General features: G+C 72.4%; 13 protein-coding genes. 3 read left to right on the top strand and 10 right to left on the bottom strand.

Translation table 11 applies throughout. From position 1 onward, the window contains the following. Positions 1-44: 44 nt before the first annotated feature. From FKO37_RS27085 to FKO37_RS27040, 10 genes are all read right to left on the bottom strand, one after another. Entirely contained in the window at positions 45-1157 is a 1113-nt protein-coding gene (locus FKO37_RS27085; RefSeq protein WP_238606312.1) for a CHAD domain-containing protein, read from the bottom strand. Beyond that, entirely contained in the window at positions 1154-1558 is a 405-nt protein-coding gene (locus FKO37_RS27080; RefSeq protein WP_134734393.1) for a hypothetical protein, read from the bottom strand. The genes FKO37_RS27085 and FKO37_RS27080 overlap by 4 nt, the downstream gene beginning before the upstream one ends. Beyond that, positions 1555-2445, bottom strand: coding sequence for a universal stress protein (locus FKO37_RS27075; protein WP_238606311.1), 891 nt, complete (start codon positions 2443-2445; stop codon positions 1555-1557). Before FKO37_RS27075 ends, FKO37_RS27080 begins: the two co-directional genes overlap by 4 nt. Next, entirely contained in the window at positions 2432-2713 is a 282-nt protein-coding gene (locus tag FKO37_RS27070) for a DUF1918 domain-containing protein (RefSeq protein WP_134661416.1), read from the bottom strand. The genes FKO37_RS27075 and FKO37_RS27070 overlap by 14 nt, the downstream gene beginning before the upstream one ends. 15 nt (positions 2714-2728) lie before the next feature. Further along, positions 2729-3307: a CBS domain-containing protein gene (locus FKO37_RS27065; protein WP_134661417.1), complete on the bottom strand. Its 579-nt coding sequence runs from the start codon at positions 3305-3307 to the stop codon at positions 2729-2731. A 33-nt stretch (positions 3308-3340) separates the two neighbouring features. Further along, complete coding sequence (locus FKO37_RS27060) at positions 3341-4168, bottom strand: universal stress protein (RefSeq protein ID WP_238606310.1); 828 nt, start codon at positions 4166-4168, stop codon at positions 3341-3343. 114 nt (positions 4169-4282) lie between these two features. Beyond that, positions 4283-5092 (bottom strand): polyphosphate kinase 2, encoded by an 810-nt coding sequence (gene ppk2, locus FKO37_RS27055; protein WP_238606309.1) that lies wholly within the window; start codon positions 5090-5092, stop codon positions 4283-4285. Positions 5093-5097: 5 nt separating this feature from the next. Next, positions 5098-5736, bottom strand: coding sequence for a CBS domain-containing protein (locus FKO37_RS27050; RefSeq protein ID WP_134734387.1), 639 nt, complete (start codon positions 5734-5736; stop codon positions 5098-5100). A 220-nt stretch (positions 5737-5956) separates the two neighbouring features. Continuing rightward, positions 5957-6832, bottom strand: coding sequence for a universal stress protein (locus FKO37_RS27045; protein ID WP_134734386.1), 876 nt, complete (start codon positions 6830-6832; stop codon positions 5957-5959). Next, positions 6832-7842, bottom strand: a complete 1011-nt coding sequence (locus FKO37_RS27040) for a nitroreductase (protein WP_134734385.1) — start codon at positions 7840-7842, stop codon at positions 6832-6834. The genes FKO37_RS27045 and FKO37_RS27040 overlap by 1 nt, the downstream gene beginning before the upstream one ends. A gap of 183 nt (positions 7843-8025) precedes the next feature. Between FKO37_RS27040 and FKO37_RS27035 the strand changes: the two genes are divergently transcribed. From FKO37_RS27035 to gap, 3 genes are all read left to right on the top strand, one after another. Then, positions 8026-9483 (top strand): AAA family ATPase, encoded by a 1458-nt coding sequence (locus FKO37_RS27035; protein WP_134734384.1) that lies wholly within the window; start codon positions 8026-8028, stop codon positions 9481-9483. A 97-nt stretch (positions 9484-9580) separates the two neighbouring features. Next, positions 9581-10837, top strand: coding sequence for an NAD(P)/FAD-dependent oxidoreductase (locus FKO37_RS27030; protein ID WP_238606308.1), 1257 nt, complete (start codon positions 9581-9583; stop codon positions 10835-10837). Beyond that, positions 10834-11844 carry a type I glyceraldehyde-3-phosphate dehydrogenase gene (gene gap / locus FKO37_RS27025; RefSeq protein ID WP_134734382.1) on the top strand — a complete coding sequence of 337 codons (1011 nt, stop codon included), beginning with the start codon at positions 10834-10836 and terminating at the stop codon, positions 11842-11844. The genes FKO37_RS27030 and gap overlap by 4 nt, the downstream gene beginning before the upstream one ends. The last annotated feature ends 55 nt before the right edge of the window (positions 11845-11899 follow it).

The raw sequence follows: 11899 nt of genomic DNA, 5'->3' as shown, positions 1-11899 counted from the left end.
GGTCTGGCACGCCGGTCCGGAGTCACCGGTGCGAAGGACCAACGTCATCTGCGCCGCAGCGGCGCCAGTTGCCGGTACGCCTCGCGCCACGCCGCGGGAAGCGCCTCGGCGCACTGCTGGGCGCAGCGGATCTCGGCTTCCAGCACCAGGGCGTGGGCCCGCGTCCCCTCGCCTGCCTCGACAAGCGGCCTCAGCCTGTCCTGCGCGACCACAGCGTCCTGGTACTCGCCGAGCAGTTCCTGCAGTGCCCGCAGGCGCTTCAGTACCTGGGCCTGCTCGACCGGCAGCGCCGCGCCCGCCGCCTCGACGGCGTACCGGAGCCGTTTCACGCTCTTGCGTACTGCGTGCACGTCTCCCGTGCCGACGCGCGCATCGGTTTCCGCGACCACCCTCCAGACCAGTTCCGGAAGCACCTTCTCTGCCGGTCGTCGCGCGCGTTTCCCTTGCGCACCAGTGCTTTGCTCGCGCAGCACGACCAGGAACACGTCCAGTGCGTTCAGCAGTTGCAGGTACCGCGGCGAGTCGAGGACGACCGCGCACTCGGCGGCGGCTTCCTCCGCCTGCGCGGTGAAAACCTGCTCCGCGGCTACGCGCACCTCGTCCTCGACCGCATCGGACGGCAGCTTGTCCAACGCGGCGAAGAACCGGGCCCGTTGCACCTCGACGTCTCTGGCCGGTCCTGCACTCGCGCCGAGCCAGCGCAACGCCGGCCCGAACCTCCCGGCGAGCCTTCCGCCGAGCACCGGCGCGAAAGTCCTCAGTGTGGCCCGGATCTGCCGGGCGGCCACTCGCAGGTCGTGCACGCCCTCGGGCTCTTCCAGCCGCACCGCGAGGTCGGCGCGCGCGAGTGCTCCGACCTCGCGTTCCAGGTAGGCGAGCACCACCTGCCGGGCCGTGCCAGACTCCTCGCCCGCGCCCTGTCCGGTGCCGTCCTGCCTTGGCACCGGGACCAGTTCCAGGTCCCGGCTGTACGCGCGGACCAGCCGCGACAGCTCGTGCGGCACCTGGTCCACGCCGGGAGCCTCGACCCGGCATCCCCGGCCGTCGCCGAGATCGAGCTGCCACGCGCTGCCCGTGCGGCTGATCGCCATTCCGTTCCGCCGCAACCGCAGGCCGGTCGTGTCGTAGTACGTCACCGGCCGCGCCGCGCGGGTCACGACCGCACCGCCCGCTGCGCGAGCCTGCTCAGCAGGACCAGCACCACGGCCAGGGAGAGCGTCACCCACTGCACCGGCTCGCGGAATCCCAGCACGACGAACTGAATCGCCAGCCAGCCGACGAGCACGACGCTCGCGGCGTATCCGAACCAATGCGCCCCCGGATCCCCGCGCCACGCCGCGAACGCGGCCCAGGCGAGCGTGCCGCCGATCGCGATCACGAGCGCCAGCCCGGGCAGCGCCCAGCTGGACAGCCCGAGCGGCACGAGGGCCGACAGCGGCAGCCGGAATCCCGGGGCGCCTGCCATCAGGCAGATTCCGCCGACCAGCGCACTCGCCGCGAATACCGTCTCGTAGGTCGCGAGCACCCGTTGCGCGGCCCGGCCGCGCAACGCGCTCACGGCAGGCTCCTCGGCCGCACGACCGCCACCGGGCAGGTCGAGTGGGCGAGCAGGGCCTGGCTGGTGGAGCCGAGCAGCATCCCGGTGAATCCGCCCCGGCCGCGGCTGCCGACGACGACCAGTTGGGCGTCTTCGCCGTACTCCAGCAGGGTGCGGACCGGCCGCCCGCGCACGATCTCGACGTCGATCCGCAGGTCCGGGAACTTCTCCCGCCACAGGGCCAGCTGGCCCTCGATCCGGCAGCGTTCGCCCGCCTCGATCTCGTCCGGCACGATCTCCATGGCCCGCAGCGACCCGTCCAGGGTCAGTTCGTTCCAGGTGTGCACAACGGTGAGCGACGTCTTCCGCGCGGCCGCTTCGGCACAGGCGAACCCGAGCGCGTCGTCGCTGTCGGCCGCTCCGTCCAGTCCGACCACGACCGGTCCGGCCGCGGGCGGGACATCGTCCGGCATGCGCCCGCGCACGACCACTACCGGGCACAGCGCGTGCGCCGCCAGCGCCACGGCCGTCGATCCGACCAGCAGGCCGGTGAATCCGCCGAGCCCGCGCGAACCCAGCACCGCGAGCTCCGCGCCGCGGCTTTCCCGCAGCAGCACGGCGACCGGGTTTCCCTCGGCGACGACCCGCCGCACCCGCAGCGCGGGCCACTGCCGCCGTACCGCGGCTTCGGCCTCGTCGAGCCAGGTCTCCGCTTGTCCCTGGAACCCGGTGCGCACGCCGGCCACGAACGGACCGGTGATGCCCGGCGACGGAATCAGGTACGCCTGCACCAGCCGCAGCGGCGCGCCCCGGTGGTGTGCTTCCCCGGCCGCCCACACGGCGGCGTTGCGCGCCGACTCGGAACCGTCGATCCCGGCCACTACCACGCGTTCGTCAGGTGCGCGCATCATGCGCTCCTCTCTTGGCCCGCCGCAGCGCGCGCAGCCGCTCGAACCGGCTGCGTTCCTTCCGGTCCTGTTCGGCTATCTCGGTTTCGGTGAGCACGACCGCGTCCGATCCGGGGAACACCGTCGTGACCCGGTCGTCGGCGAGCCAGCGCACCGTGAACGGCGGGCTGCCGTCCGGTTTTCCGGTCGCGACGATCCGGCCGCGCTGCTCCGGAAGATCGAGCCGGACGCCTTTGACCACCAGCCAGTCACCGGGCTGTGCGTGCATTTCTCCTCCTCGGTCTCACGCTCTCCGCGGCGGGCAAAGCTCTGCTGCCACCACGCCTTCGACGGTCCGCGCGAGAGCCGTTACCAAGCGGCGCTCGGCTTCGTCGGCGAACTCGCCGCGGACGGTCACCGCTCCGCCGGCGACGGACACGTCCCACCGGTCCCGGTGCCCGGCGTAGTCGCTCAGCAGCGCGCGCAGCCGGGACGCGATCGCGTCGTCGCGGCGGACCAGCGACGCCAGCAGGTCGCGGCGGCTCACGATCCCGACCAGCCCGTCGTCGTCGACTACCGGGACACTGCGCAACCGGTCGAGCAGCATCCGCGCGGCGATGTCGCTCCCGTCGGCGTCGAGGTCGACGGTCTCGACCGATTTGGTCATCACGGCGTCCACCCGCAGCTCGGGGGCGACCGGCTCGCCGGTCAGCACGCCGGCCAGCGCGTCCGCCTCGGTGAAGATGCCGACGACCCGGTTGCCCTCGTCGACCACTGGCAGCGCCGCGACACAGTGCTCGGTGAGCAGCGCGATCGCCTCGCGGACCGGCGTTCCCGGTCCGACCCGGACCACCGGCCGGGTCATGATGTCCCGTGCTCGCACGGCTTTCTCCTCGCTCCTCGTGGGACTGGCGGCTCAGTGCACCACCGCGACCGGGCACGCCGAGTGCGCCAGCAGCCGGTTCCCGGTCGACCCGAGCAGCCCGCCCGCGACCGGGCCGCGGCCGCGGCTGCCGATCACGGCCAGCTGCGCGGGCTCGACGGCCATCAGCGCCCGCGCGGCCGAACGCTCCCGCACCGCCAGCGTGCGGACCTCGACCGACGGGTATTTCTCCGCCCAGGCGGCGATGTGCTCGCGCAGCGCGCGTTCCTCCGTCTCGGGGCGCCCGGGCTCGTCGAACGGCGTCCCGTGCCAAGCGCGCACCGCGACCAGCTCCGCCTTCCTGCTCGCTGCCGCGTCGAAGGCGAATTCGAGAACGCGCTCGTCCCCGTCCACGCCGACCACGACCGCGCCGTCGGGAACCGCTCGCCCGCGCACGACCACCACCGGACAGGACGCGCTCGCCGCGACGCGCAAGGCGACCGAGCCGATCGCCGCGCCGCGCAGCCCGCCGAGCCCGTGCGAACCGAGCACGACCAGCGACACCGACCGGGAGCGTTCGATCAGCAGGTCGGCCGCGAACCCGACGCGGGCGACCACCTGGGTCCGCACTCCCGGCGCCGCGTTCTCGGCCGCCTCCGCGGCCCAGGTCAGCCAGCGGTGCGCGCGGCCGAACAGCTCGTCCGCCTTCTGCTCCGCGACCTTCCCGGAAACGTCGACGGTGTCGCCGATCCCGGCGTGGAACAGCTCCAGCCGGCAATCCCGCCGCCTCGCTTCCGCGGCCGCCCAGCGGACCGGGGCCAGAGCCGACTCCGATTCGTCGATCCCGGCGAGCACTACGCCGCCGGGCTTGTTCGCGGTCACCGCTTGCCTCCCGTTCCGCCGCCGGTTCCGGCGGCCCCTTCCACTGTCACGCGGGGGCGCCGGGGCGGGTCAGAGCCCGAAGTCCCTTCCCACGGGGACGAAAGCGGAATGTCGTCACCCGAGGTCCGCCGCGTGGTCCGGCACCTCGTGCAGCAAGCGCCGGTCGGTCCGGGCGTAGCCGGAATCGTGCGGACGGGGCGGCAGTTTCACCGGCGGAGGCGGGATTTCCCGGTACGGCACGCTGGCCAGGAGGTGGGCGATCATGTTGAGCCTGCCGCGCCGTTTCTCGTCGCCGTCCACGACGTACCACGGACAGTCGGGGGTGTCGGTGTGCACGAACATGTCGTCCTTGGCGCGCGAGTAGTCGTCCCACCTCGACACCGATTCGAGGTCCACTGTGGACAGTTTCCACCGGCGGAGCGGATCCTCGATCCGCGCTCGGAAGCGGCGTTCCTGTTCGTCCCGGCTCACCGAGAACCAGTACTTGCGCAGCAGCAGCCCGTCCTCGACCAGCAGGCGTTCGAGGATCGGGCACTGCCGCAAGAATCGCTGGTACTGCTCAGGAGTGCAGAACCCGAGCACGCGCTCGACGCCCGCGCGGTTGTACCAGCTTCGGTCGAACAGCACGATTTCCCCGGCCGCGGGCAGCTGCGCGACGTACCGCTGGAAGTACCACTGGGTGGACTCCCGGTCAGTGGGCCGGGGCAGCGCGGCGATCCGCACCACGCGCGGGTTCAGGTGCTCGGTGAACCGTTTGATCGTGCTGCCCTTGCCCGCCGCGTCGCGCCCCTCGAACACCACGACGAGCCGGGCTCCTTCGTGGCGCACCCATTCCTGCAGTTTCACCAGTTCGATCTGCAGGCGCGCCAGCTCCGCCTCGTAGACCGCCCGGGGCAGCCGCGCCGTCCCGTGTTTCGCGGCCACTCGCGTCAGGCGACGTCGTCCCAGACGTAGTCGAGGCCATTGCAGACCGCGACCACGCCGGGGACGGCTTCGATCAGCCGGGTGACCGGAGCGATCTCGCTGCGCCGCTCCACCCGGCCGGCGACGGTCACCACTCCGGCGCGCACCATGGCGCGCGCCCGGTCCGGGCCGAGGTGCAGCGTCTCGTACAGGACGCCGGTCACCACGTCGCGCTCGATCTCCGGGTCCGGGCGAGTCAGCGCGCGCAGCACGTCGCGCCGGGCGACGACCCCCGCCGGACGGCCGTCCTCGACGACGAACAACCGGCGCAGCCCGGTCTTGTCCAATTTGGCCGCCGCTTCGGACACGGTCTCGTCCGCGGCGACCGTGACGACCGGACTCGTCATCACCTCGCGCGCGCTCCGCGCCCCGGCTTTCCGCGCGTCCCTCCGGCGCCACCACCGGAACCGGCCGCCCCGCACCATCGGCAGCAAGTCCTTTTCGGACACCACGCCGACGAGCGTCCCGGCGTGGTCGACCACCGCGACCGCGCTGATCCCCTCCCGAGCCAGCATCGCGGCGATTTCTTTCACCGGCGTCTCGGCCCGCGCGCAGACCGGGCGGGCCGTCATCACCTCGGAAACCGGTGTCGTGATCGTCTTCATCGCTCCTCCGCCGTTCTTCCGGCCCGTCCTTGTCTTGTGCTGCCTCGAAAATAGGCATCGAGGCCGCCTCGGCACGCCGGTCCGGGGTCACCGGCGGGAAGGACCAATGTCCTCTCGGCACCGTGCGTCAGGTCCGGGCGAGCTTCTCAGGACTCAGATACGTGAGGCGATCACGCGCGCCTCAGCCGGGAGCAGGGCGGCGCCTTCTCGGCGAGGGATCTCAACGCCCGCGTCGCGCCGCCGAGGACCGGACAACCAGCACCGGGCATCCGGCGTGGTGCAGCAGCGCGTGGCTCGTCGAGCCGAGCACCATGCCCGTGAACCCGCCCCGGCCGCGGCTGCCCAGCACCACGAGCGAGGCCCGGGCGCTCCATTCGAGCAACCGGTCGCGCGGGCGGTCCTGCTCGACGATCTGCTCGACGCGCACGTCCGGGTAGAGCGAGCCGTAGCCGGCCAGTCGTTGCGCCAGCAGGCGATGCTCGGCTTCCCGTGCCTCGAACGGGAAAGCACGGTCGCCGAACAGCCGGGTGCGGTCGGCGTCGAGCCAGGCGTGCACCGCGACCAGCGGCACGCCGTGCACCGCGGCCTCCTCGAAAGCACAGGCAACCGCCGCGTCGCTGAGCGGGCTGCCGTCGACTCCGACGACGACCGGGCCGTCCGGGCGGACCGAGCCGCGAACCACCACGACCGGACAGTGCGCGTGCGCGGCAAGGTCGATGTCCGGCGAGCCCGCGAGAAGCCCGGACAGGGTTCCGGTCGGTGCGCCGAGCACCAGCAGCTGCGCCTTCTCCGAGGCTTCCCGCAGCGCCGCCTCAGGCCCCGCCGGGCTCGTCTCGAACGCGATCCGGACCCCCGGTTCAACCGCCGCGAGGTCCTCCCGGACGGTGCGCAGCAGATCCTCCGCGACGGCTTCCTTCGCCTCCAGCCAGTCCACCGGCGGATACCGGCCGCCGGCGAAGCTGCCGTCCGCGAACCCGAAAGCCGTGAGCACGGTCAGCGAAACGTGCCGCAAGACCGCCTCGCGCGCCGCCCACCGGACAGCCGCCGCGGCGGACTCGCTCCCGTCGACGCCGACCAGAACCGGGTCGGTGTTCATCACCGCTCCCGCCACTTCGGTCCGAGGACTTCAGCCACGCCGCGGCGCAGGCTCGACGGCGCTACCCGGGTCGTGCGTCCCAGCCGCAGCAGCGCCTGCGGGAAACCCGCGAGCTGGTAGTCCTCGCACAGCGCCGAACGCACTTCCGGCACACGCAACGGCTGGGTCAGCACCGCGCCGGCGAGACCGAGGGTCACCCCTTCGAGCCAGCAGCGCTCCAGCGCGTACCCGGCGCGGATGTGGTCGATGCGCGCGTCGTCGGCGGTCGTGAACAGCAGCAGAGTCTCGGCCTCGAGCCGTTCCCGCAGCACGACCGGGTCCGGCACGACCGTCGCCCGCCGCACCAGCCCGGCCCACGGGAGTTCGCCGGGCGGCAGCGCGGAGAACCGGATTCCCGCCCCGTGCCGGTGCGCGGTCTCGTCCCGGATCGTCCAGAGCGCGAGTTCGCGTTGGTAGGCGCCGTCGTGCTGAAGCGCATGCGCCGCATGTTCGAAGAGCTTCGCCAGCCGCTCCATCGCGCCCAGTCGCGTCGCCGTTACCCCGGTCGTCACGGCGGCCGCGGCGACCCGCGCGGTCTGCTGCGCGCTGACCGGCAGTCCGGTGAACGCCCCGCGGTGGCTGCGCCGCACCATGATCGCCCCGTACCGCTGCAGTTCCTGATCCGTCGGCGGCAACGGCTCCGCCGACTCGACCCGCGCGACGAGGTCGGGCTGCTCCGGGTCCGGCAGCACGGCGACTTCCGCCCGCCTGCCGAGCACCCGCACGGCCAGCTCGAGGTTCGCCAGCGCGGTCCCGCAGGACATCGCCAGGTCGCGGCGGAGGGGATCGTGCTGCGGGAGTGCGACGTCGGTGCGCTCCCGCAGCAGAACCGCGCCGTCGACGAGTTCGACCCGCCAGGGCTGCGTGTTGTGCACCGAGGGGGCGCGCAGCACCGAGCGGCCCAGCACCTCCGCTTCGGCGAGCGTCCACTCGCCGGACCGGCAGCCGGTCGCGGCGGCTGTCTTCTCCATGGCGGTCACTCCTGTCGTAGCGGACCACCTGAGCCAACCCCGTCCGGCCCGCTCCGCGCTCCGGCCGCAAGCCATCGGGTCAAGGGACCAAGGTCCCCGGCTGGGCTGCCCGGGCCCAACGGCACCTCCGGGAGGACCAAGCACCCTTTCCGGCCCGCCCGCGCGGCCACGAGGGTGGGCGGCATGACCGAAACCCAACCGTGGGCCGGAGCGCGGGAGACGCACAGCGGCGCGGTGTTCTTCGCCGGAGACCGGGCGTGGAAACTCAAGAAACCCGTCGACCTCGGCTTCCTCGATTTCACCGATCCGGGGGTGCGCGAGCGGGTGTGCCGCCGCGAGGTCGAGCTCAACCGCAGGCTCGCGCCCGACGTCTACCTCGGGGTCGCCGCCGTGACCGGCCCGGACGGCGCGGTCTGCGACCATCTCGTGGCGATGCGCCGGATGCCGGACGACCGGAGGCTCTCCGAGCTGGTGCGGCGCGGCGAACCGCTCAGACCGGTCATCCGCTCGCTCGCCCGGCTGCTCGCGGCCTTCCACGCGGGCGCGCACCGCGGCCTCGAGATCGACGCCGACGGCACGCGCGACGCGGTGCGCCTCCGCTGGCACGCGAGCTTCGACCAGGTGCGGCCGTTCCACGGGGTCGTGCTCGACGCGGCGACCGCCAAGGAAATCGAGAGCCGCACCGACGTGTTCCTCGCCGGGCGCGCTCCGCTCTTCGCCCGCCGCATCGCCGAGCGCCGGGTCGTCGACGGCCACGGCGACCTGATCGCCGACGACATCTTCTGCCTCGAAGACGGCCCGCGTGTGCTCGACTGCCTGGAATTCGACGACCATCTCCGGTACGTCGACGGACTGGACGACGTCGCGTTCCTCGCGATGGACCTCGAACGGCTCGGCGCTCCCGCACTCGCTGCCGAACTGCTCGCCGCGTACGCCGAATTCTCCGGGGACAACGCTCCGCCGGCACTGCGGCACCACTATCTCGCCTACCGCGCGTTCGTGCGGGTGAAGGTCGCCTGTCTCCGGCACTCGCAAGGGGATCCGGCGGCCGCGGAGCTCGCTCGCGCGTACGCGGAAACGACGCTTCGCCATCTCCGCGCGGGCGAGGTCAGAACGGTGCTGGTCGGCGGTCTGCCCGGTTCGGGAAAGTCCACTGTGGCCGCCCGCATCGCCGACGCGCTCGGCGCGACCCTGCTGCAGAGCGACCGGATCCGCAAGGAAATCGCCGGAATCGACCCGGAACGCCACGCGCCGGCGGACTACCGGCACGGGATTTACACGCCTCAGTGGACCGCGCTGACCTACTCCGAACTCGCCCGGCGCACAGCCGCGTTGCTCGGGCTCGGCGAGAGCGTCGTTCTCGACGCGTCATGGACCTCCGCGCACGAAAGAGAAGCCATCGCCGCCGTCGCGGGACAGTCCGGCAGCAGACTGTGCGCGCTGCGCTGCACCGCGCCGGATGCCCTGCGCGAGCGCAGGTTGACGACCCGGACCGGATCGCTGTCCGACGCCGGGCCCGCCGTCTCCCGCGAAATGGCGGAAGACGCCGCGCCGTGGCCCTCGGCGTTCCCGCTCGACACGACCAGAACACCGGCCGACACGGTGGAAACCGCCCTCGCACATCTCGCGCAGTGCTCGTGACCGGATGACGAACGTCCCCCGCCCTGCCCGCCAACGTCCCTGCCGCACCTCCGGCGAGCGCGGGCACGGTGGGCGGGAACGCAAGGGAGGAGACAGCATGGCACGCACCGAGGTCGTCGTTCTGGGCAGCGGTTTCGCCGGGCTGGAAACAGCGTTCCGGCTCCGCGCCCGGGCGAGCGAGGACGACGTGGGCGTCACCGTGGTGTCCGAACGCGACGATTTCCTGTTCCGCCCCGGAACGGTCCGGCTGCCGTTCGGAGCCGCCGAAGAACCGCTGCACGTTCCGCTGCACCGCGCGTTCCGGCGGCGCGGCATCGCCACGGTGATCGCGACCGCCGAAGGGATCGACCTCGACCGCGGGCAGGTGCACACCTCCCGCGGGCCGATGGCCTACGACCGGCTCGTCGTCGCCACCGGAGCGGCGAGCAGGCCGGAGGAGATCCCCGGGGTCGCCGAACACGCGCACTCGATCGCGACTCCGGGCGCGCTGCACCGGCTCGGCGAGGATCTGCGCTGGATGGCCCAGAACGCCCGGCACGGCCGAGCACAGCGAGTGCTTTTCGCGCTGCCGCCGGGCAATCACTGCGCGGCACCGCTGTACGAGCTCGCGCTGATGCTCGACACCTGGCTGCGCCGCAAGCAAATCCGCGACAACGTGGAGATCGCCTTCGACACCTGCGAAGAGACCTACGTCCAGGCCTTCGGCCCCAAGCTGCACGCACTTGTGTCCCGGCAGTTCGAAGCGCGCGGCATCGACAGCCGCACCGCGTCGACGCTCGCCGAGGCGGCCGAGCGCAGCGCCGTGTTCGCCGACGGCTCCGTCCGGGAATTCGACGTGCTCGTCGCGTTCCCTCCGCAGGTTGCTTCCGTCGGCTACGCCGGACTGCCTGCCGACGACCGAGGGTTCCTGAGGTGCGACCCGGACACTCGCGCGGTGACTGGGCGCCCGGAGGTCTACGCGCCCGGCGACGCTGGGGACTTTCCGCTGAAGCTGGGACATCTCGCCCTGCTGCAGGCCGACGCGGTCGCCGCGGCGATTATCGCCCATCGGACCGGGGCGCAGCTGTCCGCCCGGCGCGTCCCGGTCGTGCGGCACGTGCTGGACATGCTCGACGACGCCGCCTTCGCCCAGATTCCGCTCTCCCCCGGCGGCGATCCCGCGCACGTCGACGAGGCGTCGGCCCGGTACTGGGCCAGCACCAGCGTCCTCTGGCGCGCCGGCGCACGGCTCGCCGAGACCGCGCTTTCCGCCCGGTTCCGGCTCGGCCTTCCCCTCCGCGCCGGACGAGCCGCTTTCCGCCACGGTCCCGAAATCACTCACCGGAACACCGACACCCTGATGGAGAAACCATGACCGTTCGAGTCGGCATCAACGGATTCGGCCGTATCGGCCGCGATTTCCTGCGCCGTGTCCTGGAACGGCCGGACAGCCCGGTCGAAGTGGTCGCGGTCAACGACGTCACCACCCCGGACGCTCTCGCCCACCTGCTCGCGCACGACTCCACCTACGGTCCGCTGCGGCTGCCGGTGCGGGTGATCGGCGACGCGATCGAGGTCGGCGACCGGACCGTGCAGGTGACGTCCGAGACCGAACCGGCGAAGCTGCCGTGGCACGAGTTCGGCGTGTCGGTCGTGATCGAATCGACCGGCCGCTTCCGCACCCGCGAGGCGGCCGCCGGGCACCTCGCGGCGGGCGCGCGGAAGGTGATCGTTTCCGCGCCGGGCAAGGGACTCGACGCGACGCTGGTGCTCGGCGTCAACGACGGCGACTACGACCCGGCCCGCCACGACGTGGTCTCCAACGCCTCGTGCACCACGAACTGCGCCGCGCCGATGGTCAAGGTGCTGCACGAAGCGTTCGGCATCCGGCGCGGGCTGCTCACCACGATCCACAGCTACACCGGGGACCAGGCCCTGCTCGACCGCCCGCACCGGGACCCGCGGCGGGCCCGGTCGGCCGCGGTGAACCTGATCCCGACGAGCACCGGAGCCGCACGGGCGATCGGCGAGGTCCTCCCGGCGCTGGCGGGCAAGCTCGACGGGGTCGCGATCCGGGTCCCGGTCGAGGACGGTTCGCTCACCGACCTGACCGTGGAACTCGAGCGGGACGTCACCGCGGACGAGCTCAACCGCGCGTTCGCCCAGGCCGCCGACGGGCCGCTCAAGGGAATCCTCCGCTACTCCGAAGCACCTCTGGTGTCGCGCGACATCATCGGCGACCCCGCGTCGTGCATCTTCGACGCCGGCCTGACCAAGGCCGAGGGCCATCTGGTCAAGGTCTTCGGCTGGTACGACAACGAATGGGGCTACGCGGCCCGAACCGTCGAACTCGCCGAAACCATCGGGCGAGCCCTCAGCTGAGGCTGAAACCGGCGGCGGCATGGGCGCGGTTTGAGGTGGGGTCAGAGGTACGTGA

The sequence above is a fragment of the Amycolatopsis sp. Poz14 genome (assembly GCF_006704225.1).
GTDB lineage: Bacteria > Actinomycetota > Actinomycetes > Mycobacteriales > Pseudonocardiaceae > Amycolatopsis > Amycolatopsis nivea.
Note: the sequence above shows the minus strand (reverse complement) of the source record. Positions and strands in the feature narration are given on the sequence as shown.